This window comes from Pedobacter sp. L105, assembly GCF_009765875.1.
GTDB lineage: Bacteria > Bacteroidota > Bacteroidia > Sphingobacteriales > Sphingobacteriaceae > Pedobacter.
In genome coordinates, this window is the sequence record NZ_LMUP01000002.1 from 305,867 (window position 1) to 325,932 (window position 20,066).

Annotated in this window: 19 protein-coding genes; 14 read left to right on the forward strand and 5 right to left on the reverse strand. The window is 40.2% G+C overall.

Annotated features, from left to right (window positions below; translation table 11 throughout):
* Positions 1–87: 87 nt before the first annotated feature.
* The 12 genes from GSQ84_RS02485 (at position 88) to GSQ84_RS02540 (ending at position 12,841) form a co-directional block, all read left to right on the forward strand.
* Positions 88–2,463, forward strand: coding sequence for a M1 family metallopeptidase (locus tag GSQ84_RS02485; protein WP_158795671.1), 2,376 nt, complete (start codon positions 88–90; stop codon positions 2,461–2,463).
* A 298-nt stretch (positions 2,464–2,761) separates the two neighbouring features.
* A complete protein-coding gene (locus GSQ84_RS02490) occupies positions 2,762–3,538 on the forward strand; it encodes an ROK family protein (RefSeq protein WP_158795672.1) in 777 nt (258 codons plus the stop codon).
* Complete coding sequence (gndA, locus tag GSQ84_RS02495; RefSeq protein WP_158795673.1) at positions 3,528–4,946, forward strand: NADP-dependent phosphogluconate dehydrogenase; 1,419 nt, start codon at positions 3,528–3,530, stop codon at positions 4,944–4,946. The genes GSQ84_RS02490 and gndA overlap by 11 nt, the downstream gene beginning before the upstream one ends.
* Positions 4,947–4,956: 10 nt before the next feature.
* Positions 4,957–6,471 (forward strand): glucose-6-phosphate dehydrogenase, encoded by a 1,515-nt coding sequence (gene zwf, locus GSQ84_RS02500; RefSeq protein ID WP_158795674.1) that lies wholly within the window; start codon positions 4,957–4,959, stop codon positions 6,469–6,471.
* A 1-nt stretch (position 6,472) separates the two neighbouring features.
* Positions 6,473–7,198: a 6-phosphogluconolactonase gene (pgl, locus tag GSQ84_RS02505; protein WP_158795675.1), complete on the forward strand. Its 726-nt coding sequence runs from the start codon at positions 6,473–6,475 to the stop codon at positions 7,196–7,198.
* A 179-nt stretch (positions 7,199–7,377) separates the two neighbouring features.
* A complete protein-coding gene (locus GSQ84_RS02510) occupies positions 7,378–8,511 on the forward strand; it encodes an NAD(P)/FAD-dependent oxidoreductase (RefSeq protein ID WP_158795676.1) in 1,134 nt (377 codons plus the stop codon).
* Positions 8,512–9,222 carry a methyltransferase domain-containing protein gene (locus GSQ84_RS02515; protein WP_158795677.1) on the forward strand — a complete coding sequence of 237 codons (711 nt, stop codon included), beginning with the start codon at positions 8,512–8,514 and terminating at the stop codon, positions 9,220–9,222. It begins immediately after the preceding gene.
* 1 nt (position 9,223) lies between these two features.
* Positions 9,224–10,276, forward strand: a complete 1,053-nt coding sequence (locus GSQ84_RS02520; RefSeq protein ID WP_158795678.1) for a type III polyketide synthase — start codon at positions 9,224–9,226, stop codon at positions 10,274–10,276.
* A gap of 36 nt (positions 10,277–10,312) precedes the next feature.
* A complete protein-coding gene (locus GSQ84_RS02525; protein WP_254070764.1) occupies positions 10,313–10,762 on the forward strand; it encodes a 3-hydroxyacyl-ACP dehydratase FabZ family protein in 450 nt (149 codons plus the stop codon).
* Positions 10,755–12,026 (forward strand): beta-ketoacyl synthase, encoded by a 1,272-nt coding sequence (locus tag GSQ84_RS02530; RefSeq protein ID WP_158795679.1) that lies wholly within the window; start codon positions 10,755–10,757, stop codon positions 12,024–12,026. The genes GSQ84_RS02525 and GSQ84_RS02530 overlap by 8 nt, the downstream gene beginning before the upstream one ends.
* A complete protein-coding gene (locus tag GSQ84_RS02535; RefSeq protein ID WP_158795680.1) occupies positions 12,019–12,288 on the forward strand; it encodes an acyl carrier protein in 270 nt (89 codons plus the stop codon). Before GSQ84_RS02530 ends, GSQ84_RS02535 begins: the two co-directional genes overlap by 8 nt.
* Positions 12,275–12,841 carry a 4'-phosphopantetheinyl transferase superfamily protein gene (locus tag GSQ84_RS02540; protein ID WP_158795681.1) on the forward strand — a complete coding sequence of 189 codons (567 nt, stop codon included), beginning with the start codon at positions 12,275–12,277 and terminating at the stop codon, positions 12,839–12,841. Before GSQ84_RS02535 ends, GSQ84_RS02540 begins: the two co-directional genes overlap by 14 nt.
* Here GSQ84_RS02540 and GSQ84_RS02545 read toward each other — a convergent pair.
* From GSQ84_RS02545 to GSQ84_RS02555, 3 genes are all read right to left on the reverse strand, one after another.
* On the reverse strand, positions 12,804–13,691 hold the full coding sequence (locus tag GSQ84_RS02545; protein WP_158795682.1) for an exopolyphosphatase: 888 nt from the start codon (positions 13,689–13,691) through the stop codon (positions 12,804–12,806). The two genes, GSQ84_RS02540 and GSQ84_RS02545, sit on opposite strands and share 38 nt — an antisense overlap.
* 6 nt (positions 13,692–13,697) lie before the next feature.
* Positions 13,698–15,755, reverse strand: coding sequence for a polyphosphate kinase 1 (ppk1, locus tag GSQ84_RS02550; protein ID WP_158795683.1), 2,058 nt, complete (start codon positions 15,753–15,755; stop codon positions 13,698–13,700).
* A 102-nt stretch (positions 15,756–15,857) separates the two neighbouring features.
* The gene (locus GSQ84_RS02555) at positions 15,858–16,577 is read right to left on the reverse strand and encodes a hypothetical protein (RefSeq protein WP_158795684.1); all 720 of its coding nucleotides are present in this window, start codon (positions 16,575–16,577) and stop codon (positions 15,858–15,860) included.
* A gap of 130 nt (positions 16,578–16,707) precedes the next feature.
* Between GSQ84_RS02555 and GSQ84_RS02560 the strand changes: the two genes are divergently transcribed.
* Together GSQ84_RS02560 and GSQ84_RS02565 are read left to right on the forward strand one after the other, a co-directional pair.
* Positions 16,708–17,199 carry a YajQ family cyclic di-GMP-binding protein gene (locus GSQ84_RS02560; protein WP_158795685.1) on the forward strand — a complete coding sequence of 164 codons (492 nt, stop codon included), beginning with the start codon at positions 16,708–16,710 and terminating at the stop codon, positions 17,197–17,199.
* Between the two features lie 8 nt (positions 17,200–17,207).
* Positions 17,208–17,657, forward strand: coding sequence for a GNAT family N-acetyltransferase (locus tag GSQ84_RS02565; RefSeq protein WP_158795686.1), 450 nt, complete (start codon positions 17,208–17,210; stop codon positions 17,655–17,657).
* 30 nt (positions 17,658–17,687) lie between these two features.
* On the opposite strand, the gene GSQ84_RS02570 is transcribed toward GSQ84_RS02565, so the two are convergent.
* Positions 17,688–18,665, reverse strand: coding sequence for a glycoside hydrolase family 43 protein (locus GSQ84_RS02570; protein WP_158795687.1), 978 nt, complete (start codon positions 18,663–18,665; stop codon positions 17,688–17,690).
* Positions 18,666–18,704: 39 nt separating this feature from the next.
* A complete protein-coding gene (locus GSQ84_RS02575) occupies positions 18,705–20,018 on the reverse strand; it encodes a nicotinamide mononucleotide adenylyltransferase (protein ID WP_158795688.1) in 1,314 nt (437 codons plus the stop codon).
* Between the last annotated feature and the right edge of the window lie 48 nt (positions 20,019–20,066).

Genomic DNA, 20,066 nt, shown 5'->3' on the forward strand with positions numbered 1-20,066 from the left:
TGGCGGACTAAAGGCGACATAGTTTCGATTTAATTTTTTCAATACAAAAAAACGTTTTAAATTTAGACTTACAACAAAAAACTTAAAATGAATAAAACGCTACTTACCATACTTTTCCTCGGTTCTTGTTTACAGGCCTCTTTTGGACAAGATATTCAAAACAACCCGGGAAGCAATCACGGGAACAAGTTTGAACAATTGGGGACCATTCTTAACACGCCCAATGAGCAACGTACCGCCAGCGGTGCGCCTGGTGTAAAATACTGGCAGCAACGTGCAGATTATGATATCAAATGTAACCTGGATGAACAAAACCTGCAGCTTACCGGTGCTGAAAAAATCACTTACTTCAACAACTCTCCTGATGTGCTGACTTATATCTGGTTGCAGTTAGATGAGAACGAACACAGCAATATTAACAATGCAAATTATCAGAGCAGTTCAAAAATGCCTGAGATTGCAACCACTAAAAGTATAGACCGCGAAATTGATGCTGCAAGTACTATAGATAATGGAAACGGTGTTTCTATCCTCAAAATCACCGACGCCTTAGGAAAAAACATAAAATATACGGTTAATAAAACCATGATGCGTGTAGAGTTGCCTGTACCTTTAAAATCAGGTCAGCAATTTGTTTTCAACGTAAACTGGAAATATAAAATCACCGACAGGTTAACCCTTGGCGGCCGTGGTGGTTATGAATACTTCCCTGAAGATGGCAACTACTTGTTCACCATGACACAATGGTATCCAAGACTATGTGTATACAGTGACTTCCAGGGATGGCAAAATCATCAGTTTACCGGAAGAGGCGAGTTTGCTTTAACCTTCGGAAATTTCAAAGTACAAATGACTGTACCTGCAGACCATGTAGTTGGCGGAACAGGAGAATGTATCAATTACAGCGCTGTATTAACCCCTGCTGAACTTGCAAAGTATAACCAGTCTAAAACCGCTGCAGAACCTGTAGAAATTGTAACACTGGACCAGGCTAAAAAAGCAGAAGTAGCAAAAAGTAAAGCCACAAAAACCTGGGTATTCCAGGCCAATAACGTGCGCGATTTTGCATGGACTTCTTCCAGGAAATTTATCTGGGATGCAATGGGCCAGAAAATTGACGGCAAAACTGTCATGTGCATGAGTTATTATGGTAAAGAAGCCTACAATTTATACAGAAATTACTCTACCAAAGCTGTAGCACATACGGTTAAAACCTATTCACATTTTACCTTCCCTTATCCATATCCTGTAGCACAGAGTGTAGAAGCTTCCAACGGAATGGAATACCCGATGATCTGTTTCAACTACGGAAGGACAGAAAAAGACGGTACTTACAGTGAAACCGCAAAAAATGGAATGCTTGGTGTAATTATACACGAAGTAGGACATAACTTCTTCCCGATGATAGTGAACAGTGATGAACGTCAGTGGACCTGGATGGATGAAGGATTAAACTCTTTTGTGGAATACCTGACAGAAGAACTTTGGGACAATAAATTTCCTACCAAAAAAGGAGCAGCCTATAACATCGTTGATTATATGAAATTGCCGAAAGATGAACTGGAGCCAATTATGACCAATTCCGAGAACATTACCCGCTTTGGTCCTAATGCCTATACCAAACCTGCAACGGCGCTTAATATTTTAAGAGAGACCATCATGGGCAGGGACCTGTTCGATTATGCTTTCAAAGCCTATGCGAACAGATGGGCTTTTAAACACCCCACCCCTGCTGATTTCTTCAGAACAATGGAAGATGCCAGCGGTGAAGACCTGGATTGGTTCTGGAGAGGCTGGTTCTATGGTACCGATGCCTGTGATATTTCACTGGATACCGTAAAATTTGCCAAAGCTGATGTAGATTCTAAAATTCCTGCTTCAAAAACCAGAATGGTGAAAATAGCACCGCCTATGGTAAATTCATTTGATGATATTTCTAAGGTAAGGAACAGGGATGATAAAAGTATCCAGTTCTATACCGACAAGGATAAAGCCACACAGGATTTTTACTGGAGATATGACAGGGGTTTAGAAAAATATGATGCTGCTACGGAACATAAACAGGAAACAGCATCTCCATTTGAAGCACTGTCTTCAGAAGATCAATCCAAATATGCAGGTAAGTTCTTTTATGAATTATCCTTCAGCAATAAAGGCGGATTAGTGATGCCTGTCATTGTAGAATTTACCTACACCGACGGAACAAAGAAAATTGACAGGATACCTGCGCAGATATGGAGACACAATGAGCAGCATGCTTCTAAATTCTATGTTCAGGATAAAGAAGTAGCTTCGATACGTCTCGACCCAATGCGTGAAACTGCGGATATTGATGAGAGCAATAACACCTGGGGAGGCAAAGCGCAGACTTCAAGATTCGAGTTGTTTAAACAAAAGGCTGCCGCCGCGCGCGGGCAGTCTGTTGGCATCAATCCAATGCAAAATGTTAAGGGTACACTCTAAGTTATTTTAATAAAACAGACACCTGCCGGGATTAAACTTCCGGCAGGTTTTTTTTTGTGCCGCTTTTTGTCTGGAAAAACCGGCTATAACTCGTCTAAAAGGCTTTTTCAAAGCACCCATAAAGTCATATAGATATCAAATTAAGTGTCTTACTCCCTTCTCAGCATGCTTAGATATAACATTTTAATGACTTAGCTGTTTATTTAAGGAATTAAGGCGTTTTCCAGATTTTATATGGCCAGAAATTTGTTAATTTGAACCGTCATTATAAATGAAGCAACGCTCATAAACAAGCAATATGTCCAGTACACAAAAAACAGAAGAAAGTTCTCATATCTTATCTATTGATATTGGCGGAACAGGAATCAAAGCCTGTATTTTAACAAAGGAAGGCGAGTTATTCTCCGATTACACTAAACTTCCTACCCCGCTGGATTCCACCCCCGAAGCAGTAATTGAAGTGATCCATCAATTGGTAACTCCTTTAGCTCCCTATGGAAAAATAGCCATCGGATTTCCAGGATTTGTAAAATTAGGTGTGGTAGAAACCGCCCCTAATCTGGCAAAAAATAAATGGACCGGTTATCCCCTCGCACAGCACATCAGCGATCTCCTGAAAAAACCAGTAAGATTGATCAACGATGCAGATCAGCAGGCATTGGGCATCATCAGTGGTAAGGGTTTCGAAATTGTACTGACTTTAGGTACCGGTTTTGGTACTGCACTAACTTATGATGGCGAATTGCTCCCCCATCTTGAACTGTCGCATCTTCCTATTACAAAAAACAAAGACTACGATGCTTATATCGGAGATAAAGCTTTTGTAAAAGAAGGTAAAAAAGAATGGAACGATAGATTGCAGCGGATCATTGAAATCTACAAAACAGTGTTCAACTATGACGAACTCTATCTTGGAGGAGGAAATGCAAAACATATCTCTTTTGATTTAGACCATAACATCCATGTTGTTTCCAACAGGGATGGAATTAAAGGTGGTGCCAAATTATGGGCAGCCAAAGAAAAATACCACGTTTTTACCACGCATCCAAAAATAAATACATCAAATGGAAAGTAAGTACACATTAGGAATGATAGGCCTCGGAACAATGGGGCGCAATTTATTACTGAACATGGCCGATAATGGCTTTGCAGTTACGGGTTACGACAAGGACTCGAAGATGATCGCGAAACTCAAAGAAGATGGAGCAAAACACAACCTTACGGCCTACTCTTCTCTAGAAGATTTTGTTCAAAGCCTTGAATTACCAAGAAGAATTATGCTTTTGGTACCCGCTGGCCCAATCGTTGACAGTGTAATTAAAGAACTTCAGCCTTTATTGGATAAAGGTGATATTATTATTGATAGCGGAAATTCTCATTTTACAGATACCAACCGAAGAATCGCTGATCTTTCTGACGCAGGAATACATTTCTTCGGAATGGGTATCTCTGGCGGAGAAGAAGGTGCCCGTTTTGGCCCTAGTATCATGCCAGGTGGCGATAAAGAAGCTTATGGTTCTATGAAAGCTATACTGGAAGCTGTTTCTGCAAAAGTAAACGGCGATCCTTGTGTAACTTATATTGGCCCGGGTGCTTCAGGTCATTTTGTTAAAATGGTACACAATGGTATCGAATATTCAATGATGCAGCTTTTAGCTGAATCATACGATATCATGAAAAATGCACTGGATTATTCAAACGAACAAATTCATGAGGTGTTTACCAAATGGAACAATGGCCGTTTGAAATCTTTCCTTTTAGAGATTACTGCAGAAATCTTCCTGGTTAAAGATGATAAAGGTACTGGCAACGACCTGCTGGATATGATCAAGGATGAAGCAAAATCCAAAGGTACAGGAATGTGGACTTCACAGGTTTCTATGGATTTACAATTGCCTATTCCTACCATCAATGAAGCCGTAAGCACCAGGGACCTTTCGAAATTTAAAACGCTTCGTGTAGCTTTAGCCAAAGCTTATCCGGAAGCTAAACCTACAGCAGAGAATAAAGAACAATTTATTGTTGAACTGGAGCAGGCGTTATATTTCTCTGTGATCACTTCTTATGCACAGGGTTTACACTTGTTATGGCAGGCATCAATCTCTTATAAATATGAGCTGAAATTGCATGAGATTGCCCAGATCTGGCGCGGTGGATGTATCATCAGGGCTGAATTTTTAGAAGATATTTACCAGGCTTACAAAAAACAACCTGCTTTGGAACATTTATATGCTGATGCAGGTGTTCAGGCTAAAATTACGGAGATCCTTCCCGGAATGAAATCTGTAGTGGCCCATGCTGCTAAAAGCGGACTGGCTATCCCGGCATTTGCTTCTGCCCTGTCTTACTTTGATTCCTTAAGAACAGCAAGAATGCCATCTAACTTAATTCAGGCACAAAGAGATCTCTTTGGTGCACATACATTTGAACGTACAGACGCAGAAGGAACTTTCCACGCCATCTGGAATCCGAAAAAATCTTAAATTACAAAAGATGAAAACAAGTAAATGCCTTAATCCCACTATCTTTGTCATATTTGGTGGCACCGGTGATTTAAATTTGCGCAAATTAGCGCCAGCAATATATAACCTGAACTCTGATGGCTTTATGTCTAAAGAGTATGCAATCATTGGAACAGCAAGAAAGAAGTTAACTGACGATGAATTCCGTACTACCCTGATGGGCGGTATCAATTCATTTTCCCGCGCCGGAAAAGTAAAAAAAGATCAGTGGGAAGAGTTTGCTAAAAATGTATATTACAGCTCTTCAGATGTATCTGCTCCAGAAACTTTTACCGATCTGAAAGCCAGCATTGAAAAATTAAAGAAAGCATTTGGCCCTAAAGCACAGGTAATTTATTATCTGGCAGTAGCACCAAATCTTTTCCCCCTGATTGCTGAGTGTTTACAAAAATACGACCTGGTTGGTACAGAAGAGGATTGCCGCGTAGTAATTGAAAAACCTTTTGGACATGATTTAGAGTCTGCAAAAGAATTAAATAAATTATTAGCTGGTATCTTTTCTGAGAAACAGATCTACAGAATTGACCATTACCTGGGTAAAGAAACTGTTCAGAATATCATGGCCTTCCGTTTTGCCAACTCTTTCTTAGAGCCGCTTTGGAACCGTAACCATATTGAGCATGTGCAGATCTCTGTAACAGAACAATTGGGTGTGGGTGATCGTGGTGGTTATTATGACGGATCAGGCGCTTTAAGAGATATGATCCAGAATCATATTCTTCAGTTGCTTTGTTTAATCGGCATGGAAACACCTATTAACTTTGATGCCGATGAAATCAGGAACAAAAAAGTAGATGTATTAAAAGCAATGCGTCCTTTCAGTCCCGAAGATATCCGCTTAAGCACTGTCCGCGGACAGTATTCTAAAGGATGGGTAGAAGGAAAAGAAGTTCCTGGATACAGAACTGAAAAAGATGTAAACCCACAATCCAATACAGAAACTTTTGCAGCAGCCAAATTCTTTGTAGATAACTGGCGCTGGCAGGGAATACCTTTTTATGTACGTACAGGAAAACGTTTATTCCAGACTTCATCCCTGATCACGATACAATTTAAAGATGTTCCTCACCAGATCTTCCCTGCAGGTGTTGCAGAACACTGGCAGCAAAACAGGCTGATCATCAGTATCCAGCCTGAAATGAGTATCCGTTTACAGGTTCAGGCCAAAAGGCCAGGATTAGACATGGTACTTAACCCTGTTGATATGGTGTTCGATTACAAAGGAACTTATACTGCACAGGCCCCGGAAGCTTATGAAACCTTATTGTTAGATGTAATGACAGCTGATCAAACACAGTTTATGCGTGCAGATCAGGTAGAAAGTGCATGGGAACTGGTAATGCCTATCGTAAATTCGTGGGAAAGTAAAACTTCATTGAGCTTCCCTAATTATCCGGCAGATTCATGGGGACCTGAAGATGCTGAAGCATTAATCGCAAGAGATGGATTCCATTGGTTTACATTACCCTTAAAAAACAAGGATTAGAATGAACTTACTCATCTATAAAACAAAAAGTGAGCTGCTGAAAGATTTAGCGGAATACGTAATTACGATCGGCGAAAAGGCTATTGCAGAAAAAGACTGCTTTAATTTTGTGCTTACCGGCGGTAATTCTCCAAAGGATTTATATTCCATGCTGGCTACTGAATACCGGGAAAAGCTGGACTGGACAAAAGTTTTCTTCTTTTTTGGAGATGAGCGCAATGTTCCTCCAGGCCATGCGGATTACAACGGATTGATGGCTAAAAAGTCGATCATTGACCCGCTCAATGTAGCTTCAGATCATGTCTTTTTTGTAGATACTACGCTGGCTCCTGCAGATGCAGCATCAGCTTATGCAAAAATCATTACTGATCATTTTAATGGCGCTGAGCTAACGTTCGATCTGATTTTATTGGGAATGGGTGATGAAGGACATACCGCTTCTTTATTCCCTTATACTACAGCCCTGGCCAATAAAGAAGTGAATGTAGTAGCTAATTACGTAGAGAAATTAGCTGCCGACAGGATCACCTTTACCGCGCCTTTGATCAATAAAGCAAAAAACGTTGCCTTCCTTGTTTTTGGAGAAGGTAAAGCAGATGCAATTAAACATGTGGTGGAAGACGATCCGAAAAATCCGGACCTGTATCCATCACAGCTGATCGATCCGGTTGATGGTGGTTTAACCTTCTTCCTGGACAGTGAAGCAGCAAAATTGCTGAATAATTAACAGCAGAAAATTTTAAAAAAGCCCTGTTCCAGTCATGGAACGGGGCTTTTTTATGTGATAAGGCATCCATTGCGGGTTTACTGTCGTATACCTAATTGTTTATTCCCCCTATTTTAACGTCAGATGGAACAAATCCTTTCAGTTTATGTTATACTATTTTACGACCTGCAATTTCTTTAATGGTAAATTTTCAAACAGATATTTTAATTATTGGAGGCGGACTTGCAGGGCTAACAGCGGCATTGCATTTGCAACAGGCAGGCTTAGAGGTCATACTCGTTGAAAAAAATACTTATCCCCATCATAAAGTATGCGGAGAATATATTTCCAATGAAGTTCTTCCTTATCTGAAATGGCTGGATGCGGATCCGGAAGTATTATTACCTACTGCAATTAAGCGACTCCACTTCTCTACCTTGTCTGGCAGGAGCATGACAACCAGCCTCCCGCTTGGAGGGTTTGGGCTTAGCCGTTATAGTCTGGATCATTTCCTCTATCAAAAATTCATCAGCAAAGGTGGAACTGTGATCCATGATACTGTAGTGAGCGTGAACCATGAAAATGATTTCAGGGTGATGACCCAGGATGAAAAACAAATATCTGCAAAACAGGTGATTGGTGCCTATGGCAAACGGGCGGCTATCGACATCAAATTAAAAAGGGGTTTCATGCAGCATAAATCGCCTTTTCTTGCGGTAAAAGCACATTACTCAGGAGAGTTTTGTAGTGACATCGTTGGGCTGCATAATTTTAGCGGCGGTTATTGTGGCATATCTAAAGTTGAAAACGAAAAAATAAATATTTGTTACCTGGCTGATTATCCTACATTTAAAAAGTACAAAAATATTACTGCCTACCAGCAGCAGGTTCTTTATCAGAACAGGCACCTGGAAAAAATCTTTGAAAGCTGCAATTTACTGTTTGAAGCGCCGTTAACCATCAGCCAGTTATCCTTTGGTACCAGGGAAGCCGTAACGGGTCACATCTTAATGATCGGAGATACTGCAGGCCTGATACATCCCCTTTGCGGAAATGGGATGAGCATGGCAATACATAGCGCAAAAATCTGTTCAGAGTTACTGATACAATTTTTCCGGGGAACAATTAAAAGTAAAGCTGTATTGGAAAAACTTTATATTTCATCCTGGAACGCACAATTCAAATCCCGCTTAAAAATGGGTAATACCTTATCGGCTATTTTAAAAAAAGAACGTCTGGCAGATGTGGTATTAAGCGGAATGCTGCGCGTCCCTTCTTTACTGCCGCTGATCATAAAAAAGACGCATGGAAAAACTTTAACTGTCAATGAATAAATGTTTGTAGATACCACTTATAGAAGTACAGCCTCCGAAATTATGGATGATTTCCAGATGGAAGGAGAAGTACTAAGAAATGCGCTGGATAAAATAGCCAGTATTAACCGGTTACTCGGCGGAAATAAAGTTACCCTCGGAGGAGTGAAATGGCTGCTCAAAGGGCAACCAAAATCCACTGTCTTTCGTATTACAGATATAGGTTGCGGAAATGGAGATATGCTGAGGGCATTAGCGGAGTATGCCAATGAAAATGATTTAAACTTTATACTGACTGGTATAGATGCAAACAATTTTACGGTAAAACATGCCCGCAGTTTATCAATGGATTATCCGAACATCAGTTACCTGTGTAAAGATATATTTGATGAACTGCAAACTGTTCAGCCCTGGGATATTGTATTGTGTACGCTTACTTTACATCATTTTAAAGAGGAAGAGATTATCAGTCTGCTGCAAAGTTTCCGGCACTCGGCAAGTTTGGGGATAGTAATCAATGATCTGCAGAGGAGTATGTTAGCCTATTATCTTTTTAAGGCATTGTGTTTTGTATTTCGCCTCAATGACATGTCACGCGAAGATGGGCTGGTGTCTATCCTTCGTGGCTTTAAAAAGTCAGACCTGCTGACCTATACAAAAAAGTTAAATTTTAAAAATTACAGCATTAACTGGAAATGGGCATTCCGCTACCAATGGATCATAAAAAAATAGCATGAGTGTAAAAGTAAAAGCCGTAACTAAAGTACTGCCTGAGCATTCGAGAGAGACTGCAGATATTATCCCCTTTTTGGATGTGTGGCTGCATGGGCAGGAAGACCGTTTTGTAAGGAAAGTGAAAAAGATATTCGAAAATGCCGGTGTAGACGGAAGGTATTCTATTATGTCGCCCGAAGAAGTATTCAGCAGCCTGAGCTTTGAGGAAAGGAACGATATCTATATCAGGGAAAGTATCAAATTAGGAGAAACAGTACTGCGGAATGCACTGGATAAAGCAGGATGGCAAGCTCAGGACCTGGATTATATCATTACAGTAAGCTGTACAGGAATTATGATCCCTTCCCTGGATGCCTACCTGATCAATGCCTTACATTTGCGCCAGGATATTATCAGGCTGCCGGTTACGGAAATTGGCTGTGTGGCCGGGGTTTCGGGCATGATATACGCTAAGAACTTCCTGAAGAACAATCCGGGCAAACGGGCAGCTGTAATTGCTGTGGAGTCCCCTACCGCCACTTTCCAGATCAATGATTTTTCCATGCCCAACATTGTCAGTGCGGCAATTTTTGGAGATGGGGCAGCCTGCGTATTATTGTCTTCTCATTCGGATGATAATGGACCTGAACTGGTTGCCGAAGAGATGTACCATTTTTATGAAGCCGAGGAGATGATGGGTTTTAGGCTCAGCAATACCGGCTTACAAATGGTACTGGACATTAGGGTACCCCAAACGATTGCCGATCATTTTCCTGCTATTGTTCATCCTTTCCTGGCTAAGAACGGATTGGAAATTGGAGATATCGATCACCTGATCTTTCATCCCGGCGGTAGGAAGATCGTAGAAATTGTAGAAGAATTATTCGGAACGCTGGGCAAAAACATAGACGACACCAAAGAGGTACTTCGGTTATACGGAAATATGTCGAGCGCCACAGTATTGTATGTGCTGGAAAGATTTATGGACAAACAGCCTGCACCGGGAGAAAAGGGATTGATGTTAAGCTTCGGGCCCGGATTTACCGCACAAAGAATTTTATTGCAATGGTAAGCTATTTTTGTATTTACTTTACGGAAATTTAAGACAATGATGAACGCACAGGAAATACTGGCAAAGCTGCCTTACAGCAAACCTTTTTTATTTGTAGATGAGTTGCTGCAAATTGATGAAAACGGATCTGCCGGAACATTTACATTTGATAAAGACCTTGATTTTTATAAAGGGCATTTTAAAGATTCTCCGGTTACACCCGGAGTAATTTTAACAGAAACCATGGCACAGATAGGGCTGGTTTGTTTAGGAATTTATTTATATGGCGACAGTAATGCAGAAATGAAGGCACATGTAATGCTTACCTCTGTGGCCGTCGATTTTATGAAACCTGTATTCCCGGGTGAAAAGGTAACAGTAACTGCAAAAAAAGTATACTTCCGCTTTAAAAAGCTGAATTGTAATGTAGTGATGAAAAATGAAGCGGGTGAAACCGTTTGCAAAGGAAATATCTCTGGCATGGTGACAGCAAAACTGCATGACTAAACGCGTGGTGATTACCGGACTGGGAGTTGTTTCGCCAAATGGTTCAGACCTGGCTCAATTCAGACATTCGATTAAGAATGGGGTGTCTGGTATTCAGCATCATGCTGAACTGGAACGACTCCTGTTCTCCTGTCAGATTGCCGGAATTCCGGTGATTGACGAAGAACACCTCCGGCAATATTTCAGCGCGTTGGAATTAAGAAACCTGGACAGCAAAGGCATTGTTTATGGCGTTATTGCCGGAATGGATGCCTGGAAAGATGCAGGTTTAACAATGGGAAATCCGGATGAGCCCGACTGGGATAGCGGTACTATTTTCGGAACAGGCACTTCAGGAATAGATAAATTCAGGGCTGCGATCTATAAAGTTGATGATTTGCAAATCAGGAAACTGGGCAGTACTGTTGTAATACAAACTATGGCAAGTGGTGTAAGTGCCTTCCTTTCCGGGAAGCTGGGACTAGGGAATCAAGTAAGCACGAACTCTTCTGCCTGTGCAACTGGTGTAGAAAGCATTTTAATGGCTTATGAACGCATCAAATCCGGAAAGGCAACGATTATGCTGGCGGGCAGCACTACTGACAGTGGCCCTTATATATGGGGTGGTTTTGATGCCATGAAAGTTTGTACTTATAAACACAATGAAACACCGGAACAAGGCTGCCGGCCAATGAGCAGCACGGCCAGTGGTTTTGTACCCGGTGCCGGTGCAGGGGCTATGGTTCTGGAAACACTGGAAAGCGCCCTGGCAAGGGGTGCCAGGATTTACGGTGAAATTCTGGGAGGCCACATTAATTCGGGCGGTCAGCGAGGCTCGGGAACCATGACAGCTCCTAACAGTGATGCTGTACAACGCTGTATAACGATGGCACTTAAGGAATCAGGGGTAGAAAAACACGAAGTAGAAGTTATCAATGCACATTTAACAGCGACAACCAAGGATACACTCGAAATTGAGAACTGGGCAGCAGCACTAGGCAGATCGGGCAGGGATTTTCCTTATATCAATTCTATCAAGGGGATGATCGGTCATTGTATCAGTGCCGCCGGTAGCATTGAATGCGTTGCTTCAGTTTTACAACTGGCTGAAGGTTTTATTTTTCCGAATGTAAATTGTGAAGATCTGCATCCCGACATCGAAGCGATCGTAGACCGGGAGCGAATTCCACAGATTTGCCTGGATCATCAGTTCAATATATTGGCTAAGGCAAGTTTTGGCTTTGGTGACGTTAACGCCTGTATAATTTTAAAACGATATGAATAGAGAGAAAAGCGAATTGTTAATCGAAATTAAGAAAATTGTAACGCCTTATACAGAGGATAAAGCGGCTCTGGAAAACATCAGTGAAGACACCGATTTTATTAAAGATCTGAAGATCAATTCGGCAAACCTGGTGGATATTGTACTGGATGTGGAAGAAGAATTTAACATCGAAATTGACAATGATTCAATGGCCAGGATGCTCACCGTTAGTGCAGCGATAGAAATCATTGAAACAAAACTGGAAGAAATTGATAGGAAATGACTTGGTTGACCTGGAACAGGCCCGGCTGGACAGCAACTGGCGCAGAGAAGGATACCTGGCTAAAATCTATACGCTAAAAGAACAGGAACTGATCTTACAGTCGCCTTCTTCAGATACTACCCTCTGGCTGTTATGGACTATGAAAGAAGCCTGTTATAAAATTGTAAACCGCATGACAGGTGTCCGTCAGTTCAGTCCGTTAAGCTTTGTTTGCCAGGATCTCCTTACAGATGACATACAGGCCACAGGACGCGTTAGATACAAAAAGCATGAATATATCACCCGCAGTACCGTCAGTGATCAGCTGATCCATTCTATTGCTGTTTCCAGGATCACTTATTTTAAAAACTTGAAATCACATTTCCTGGCAAATGACCAGGCTTATCTTCAAAAATTCAATCGTTTATCCACCGGTTATAGATTGATAAAAACCACATCAGGGCTTCCTGAGCTCATCCATTCCGTTACCGGTAACAGGCACGCAGTTTCAGTAAGTCATCACGGAAAATACCTCGCTATTGTTTATTCAGATTCTCTTCTATTAACAGATTAATAATCCCATCGGCCATACCTACCCTTGGAACATGGATCTGTTTGATACCGGTCCATTTCATCAGGGTAATAAAGATTTCACAGGCCGGAATGATCACGTCTGCACGATCCGGATTTAAATCGAAGATCTGCATTCTTTCTTTCAGGGAATGTCCGTTCAGCTGGTTATAAAGTGATTTTAATTTCATGAAGGTTAAAGGCATACCTTCCTTTTCATTGGCCATCTTATATAACTTATTGATATTTCCGCCGGTACCAATACCTGCCAGGTTTTTATGGGCTTTGGTCTGCTCTTTTACCCAGAGTTTCATTTCCTCCCAGGTTTCTTCCTTATCCTGGTTGTCCAGAATACGTATTGTTCCAATATTAAAAGATTTGGAAGCTACAGGTACTTTATTTACAAAAACAGAAAGCTCAGTACTGCCTCCGCCAACATCAATGTACAGATAATTTTTATTGATATCGAGGTTTTTTTCAATATGGTTTGCATAGATAATATTAGCTTCCCTCTGTCCTTCAATGATCTCCAGGTCGAGGTTAGCTTTCTCTTTAATCAGCTTTATGATTTCCTGTCCATTTTCTGCTTCACGCATAGAGGAAGTAGCGCAGGCCAGGTATTCAGACACCTGATAAACGTCCATCAGGTTTTTAAAAGCTATCATTGTTTTCAGCAGGTCTTCGATTTTACGTGCAGAAATCAAATGATCAAGAAAAGCATCGTCGCCCAAACGTAAAGGTACCCTCACCAGTGTATTTTTTTTGAATTCGAACCCCTTTTCGGTATAGGTTATATCTGCGATAAGCAGTCTAACCGCATTAGAGCCAACGTCTATCGCAGCATATCTCAGCATAATATTTTACTGGTGTTTGGTTTTTAAGTAATTATAAGTTTGAACCTGTGCTCTCACCTTTGTGCTGAGTCGGTTTTTATGATATTTGTTGTTATTCATCCTGGTGATATCTCTGGATTTTACATTATCCTGCAATTGAAAATCAATGATATCCCTGATCTCCTGTTTCACATCTTCATCCAGTACAGGAAAGCCAACTTCCACACGGTGTTCGAAATTCCTGCTCATCAAATCGCCGGAAGACAGGAAAATTTCTTCCTTACCGTCGTTTCCATAAATGAATACCCGGGCATGCTCCAGATATCTGTCGATGATACTGATGGCGGTAATGTTTTCACTGAAGCCTTTTACACCAGGAACCAAACAGCAAATACCACGGACAATCAGCTGTATCTTTACGCCTGCATTGCTGGCCTCATATAACTTTTCGATAAAACCTTCGTCAGCAAGACTGTTTACTTTAAAAATCAGGTAAGCTGGTTTGCCGGATTTGGCAATTTTAATTTCGCGGTTAATCAGCGTATAAAACTTTTTCCTTGATTCTAAAGGAGAAACGATCAGATGTTTAAAGCCCGAAGCGACTGTCTTTTTGTTCAGCGCAGCAAACAGCTTGATCAAGTCATGGGTAATTTCCTTTTTTGCGGTAAAAATACTGTGATCACAATATAACCGCGCTGTTTTTTCATTGAAATTGCCTGTTGCCAGGTTAGCGTAATATACAGGCCGCCCACGTTCTATACGGGTTACCAGGCAAATTTTGGAATGCACTTTATAATCTGTCAACCCATAGTTTACATGTACTCCTTCTTCCTCCAGCCTGTTTGTCCAGAAGATATTGGCGCGTTCATCAAATCTTGCTTTTAATTCTACCAGGCAATTTACCTTTTTACCGTTTTTAGCGGCATTAATCAATGCATTGATTACCCTTGAATTTTCCGCCAGTCGGTATAAAGTAATATTGATTGCGGTAACCTTGGGATCTATGGCTGCTTCACGCAGAAATAAAATGATATAGTCATAAGACTGGTATGGCAGATTAATGAGATAATCCTTTTCTGCCAGTTTATCAAAGATACTTTGTGTACGGTGTAAGCCATGTACTTTTAGAGGAACGCTGGGTGCGTATTCTAAACTCTTGTCCCCCACGTTCGGGAACCTGATAAAATCACCAAAACGATGGTACCTGTTTCCGGGAATTAAGCTTTCTGCCTCAATTTTCAATTTGGCCACCAATACGCTTAACATATCAAATGGCATTTCTGTATCATACAGTAAACGCATAGGTTTACCCTTCTTACGTTTATCCAGACTTGTCTTTAGTTCATCGATAAACTTTTCACTCACATTTTTATCAATGTCCAGTTCTGCATCTCTGGTTAGCTGTATAGAAAAAGCATCCAGCTCATCATATTTAAATACATAAAAGATATCATCTAAACAGTACTTGATAATATCCTCGGCAAGAATGATAAACTTTAAGCCATTAGTCTCCGGCAGCACCAGAAACCTTGGCAATTCAGGAGGCAGTTCAATTAAAGCATAACGTTCTTCTTTCTTTCCTGACTTCTTTTTTAGGCGTACAAAAAAATAGAGGTAACGGTCTTTTAATTCAGGGAAAGGCTTGTCCAGATCAACCATGATCGGTACCACGTTGGAAAGTATCTTATCCCTGAAATGTTCTCTTACAAACTCTCCCCTGGCTACGTTTAGCTGGGTATCATTTAAAATAAAAATACGGTTTTGCGCCAGTTCATTAATTAGTGTAGCCTGAAAAAGCTGCTCAAATTTACGTTCCTGTCTAACTACAATATTTTTTATTTCATTGAGTATTTTTTTTGGATTAAATCCTAATAATTCTTTTGTTTTGTCGTTCAAATTGGACAGTCTGGTCATTGTAGCCACACGTACCCTATAGAACTCCTCCAAATTAGAAGAGAAAATAGATAGAAATTTAATCCGTTCAATCAGGGGGACTGTTTCATCAGATGCCTCCTGTAATACACGTTCATTAAAATATAACCAGCTGATCTCTCTATTTAAAAATGGTGCCTTTTTCTTAGCCATGGAGTAAAATCAAAAAAATCCCTATCGGGAAGGATGCCCAAAACTGCAAATTCTATTGTTAATTCAATGTTAATTATTTGATCATTAACAGTTCAGGAACAACTATTCTTTTACGTCTTCGTTTGATTTTTCAACCGGGGCTTCTTCAGCAACATCAGTTTTTTCCGAACTTACTGTAGCTGCAGGACTAGTTGCATAGGTTCTTTTTCTAACAGCTGGTTTGGTAGTTTTTTTGACTGCAGGAGTAGCTTTAACAGTAGCAGCAGGGATAGTATCTGCAACTTTCTCAGTTTTAGCAACAAGTGTTTTAGCCGGGCTTTTTGCAGCAGCATTCCCTGGTTTAGGTCCTCTTTTAGCACCCTGAAAAGGAGTAGCGGCAGCAGTTTTAGCAGTTGTTTTTCTTGCACTAACTGGTTTACTGACAACTTCTTTAGCTTCAGTTGCAGCGGCAACTACAGGAACTTTAATACTGCTCGTAACAGGTGTAGCTTTTGCCACTGCTTTTTTCACTTCTTTTACAGCTTTACCAGTACCTTTTACAACCGTATTTTTGCTCTGTTTTACTTTAGATTCAATTTGCTTTTCAGCCTTTTTCAGTTTAGCCTCCTCTTTTGGTGCGCTATCATTTGTTATTTTAAATTTCTTAACCATTTTGGCAGAAATTTCTTTAGCGGCTTTAGCAATGTCATCACCTATTTTTTCAGCGTCATGGCCAAGGTGGTTAATGGCTTCGATAAATTTCTGGGATAAACTTAATTCTAATTCTTTTTTAACTGCTTTTTTAGCAAGTTTTTTCTGCACTTTTGGTTTACGGGTTTTCATATGTATATATTTGTTGTTTATGGTATGAAGCTTGCATTAATTAACGCAGGTCTCATTATTTATGTTTAGCCTTGACGTTAAGTAATTAACGTCTTAAATCTAATATTTTTTTTATTCTAAAGCTATAATCATGCCCACTTTCGATATTGTAAGTAAAGTTGACGCGCAGACATTGGACAACGCAATGAACAACGCAAAAAAAGAGATCCTTAACCGCTATGATTTCTCTACTTCTAAGAGTACCATTGACCACGATAAAAAAACCAATATCATTACCATCGTTACTGAAGATGATATGCGTTTGAAAGCCATAGAAGATTCTATTATTTCACGCATGATGAAACAAAATTTAGATCCTAAGAGTCTTGATTTTGGTAAAGAAGTTTATGCTTCCGGAAATATGATCAGGAAAGAAATTTCCATCAAAGAGGGAATAGATAAAGAGACTGCCAAAAAAGTAGTGGCAAAAATTAAAGCCAGCGGATTAAAAGTTCAACCTTCGATGATGGACGACCAGGTAAGGGTACAAAGCAAAAATATTGACGACCTGCAAAAGGTTATTGCTTTATGTAAAGGCGAAGATTTCGGCCAGCCACTTCAGTTTATCAACATGCGTAATTAAGTTTTAAAATGGAGATCACAGAAAACGGCTTTCTCTTTTCTGACGATAAAAATAAGATTGATGCAATAGCCATACATGATTACCTCAGTACACAGTCTTATTGGGCACAGGGAATTCCATTGGCAACTGTAAAGAGATCTATCGCTAATTCTCTTTGTTTTGGCGTTTATAAGGATAAAGAGCAGATAGGTTTTGCCAGATGGATAACCGACACTGCTACTTTTGCCTATCTCGCGGATGTATACATCAAAGAGGAATTTCGCGGACTGGGTTTATCAAAAAAACTAATGTCACTAATGTTATTTCATCAGGATTTGCAGGGATTGAGAAGATACCAGCTGGCTACCAGGGATGCACATGGTTTATATAGCCAATTTGGTTTTGCAGCATTGGAAGATCCGGATAATATCATGGCAATTGTCATCAAAAATGCCTACAAAAAAGCCATCGATAACTAGTCATCGATGGCTTTTTTTATTTATTAACGTTTAATCTAAACGCTGTCCTTTAACACCTTCTTTAGTAATGATTACAGGTTTAATCAGCCCATTTTCATCAAAAGACATTACATCTATACAAGTCTCCCTGTGGTTACCATCTGTTTCTGTTAATGGCCTCCTGTGGTAAACAATATACCAGAGATCTTTTTTTGCGTTGTGAATAATAGAGTGGTGACCTGCTCCTGTTGCAATCGCCGGGTCTTGCTTTAAGATTTTTCCGATTCTTTTGAACGGACCAAGCGGAGAATCTGACATCGCATAGGCAACAGAATAATCAGGGCCTGTCCAGCCACCTTCAGACCACATGAAATAATATTTTCCTTTTCTCACGAACATATAGGGACCTTCAACATATTTGTCGGGAGTGATCTCTTTGTACGTTTGTCCGTCTTTAAAAGGAACCAGTGATTTAAAATCTTTACTCAGTTTTACGATATTACAATGCGACCAGCCACCGTAGATCATGTAATATTGGCCGTCTGTATCTTTAAATATAAACTGGTCTATCGGCTGTGCGCCATTATGGAAACTACCAACAAGTGGTTTACCAATTAAATCTTTGTAAGGTCCACCGGGATGATTGGAAACCGATACACCAATACCGCCCAGTTCTTTATCATTTTGAATATCATTGGCGCCAAAGAATAAGTAGTACTTATTTTCTTTTTCTACAATACCAGGCGCCCACATCGCTTTTTTAGCCCATTTAACGCCTGAAGTATCTAATACATGCGGATGTTTTGTCCAGGTAATCAGGTCTTCAGAGCTAAAAGCATCCAGGAAAACCTGTTCCTTATAGGGTGCAGAAAAAGTAGGATATACCCAATATTGTTTATTAAAAATAGCAGATTCCGGATCGGCATACCAACCCTTAAAAATAGGGTTTCCTGAAGTTGTTTTTTCCTGTGCAAAACTGCAGGTAAACACTGCAGAAACCAGTAAAAATGTAGCGGCAAAAATTCTCATAAGCGGGTTTAAAAATTAGGCGTATTCCAAAGGGTGAGTTCAAACGGTTTTTACGTCAGTCTCATTGTAATCCTTAATGTCGCTAATATAGCCGTTCAGGATTAAAAAGTCGAACAACGGTTTAGCATCAGGCGTAACCGGCATATTCGCAGTAGTAATGACCTGGTTTGATTTTTTATCCAGGTAAGGATAAGCAAATAACTTTACATTCTGACTGAACATATCACTTACATAACTCATCAGCTGACTGGAATAATTTTCACCAAAATTGCTGGAGTTAAATACAAATTTAAGGTTATTGATATTGGTAGATATGCCTACGCTTTTCGGTTTACACCTGCCCAGGTATTTAGCCAGTTTATTGTGACGTGCAAAGTTGGATACGATGACCAGGTTACCGGTTTTACACATTTCTTCTGCACGCTGGGCTACAGCCCGCAGGTCAATATCTTCGTGGTTGATTTCATCCGCGGTCAGCACATTGGACAACAATACTTCAATCAATACGCTCAGGTTTTCTTTTTTTACATGTTCGGTTCTTTGAAACTGATCAACCGCTTTATTGAACATGCTAAAATTAGGCAGTGATTTCTGCGCATATTTTGTCCTGAGGATCATGATGTCTTTTTTGTACAGCAGATCTTTAGCCAGGCAAGGGTTACCCAGAGAATCAAAGATGGCAGCATCAGAGAAGTCCTTTACAATCAGGTACAAGTTCAGCAGGATATTGTTGATGTTTTTAAAAACAGGTCCGCTAACAGAGATCAAGTCGATTTCTACAGAACCTACAGTTAGGTTTTCTGCCAATGACTCAATCATATTTTTCGGCTCATTATGATAGTAAAAAGCCGCATAAACCAGATTTACACCTATAGTGCCTAATACGTTCTGCTGTAAAGCAGCATCCGTATCCAGTAACCTGACATGAAAAAATATCTCATTGGGTTCTCCGCCTGGTTCAGTCTGAAATTTAATTCCAATCCATCCATGAGGATCATTTGATTTGTTATAATTCAGTGTGGTTACCGTATCTGCGAAAGCAAAAAACGTTCTGGAATCATATTTTTCACCGCTTAACCTTTCTGTAAGTAGTTCAAATTCATGGTTAAGCATCTTTTTTAGCCTCGACTGGCTTACATATCTTCCTGTTTCTTCTGCACCATATATCGCATCACTAAAGGTCATATCATAGGCAGACATAGTTTTAGCCACTGTTCCCGAAGCTGCACCGGCAGTAAAAAAATTACGTGCTACTTCCTGCCCTGCCCCAATCTCAGCAAAAGTTCCGTAAATATTAGGGTTTAAATTAATATTTAAGGCTTTACGCTTGGTATCAAGAATTTCTCTTTCCATTCCGCAAAAATAGCACAAATGCCCGAATTTGAGGGATATTTTTGTCTA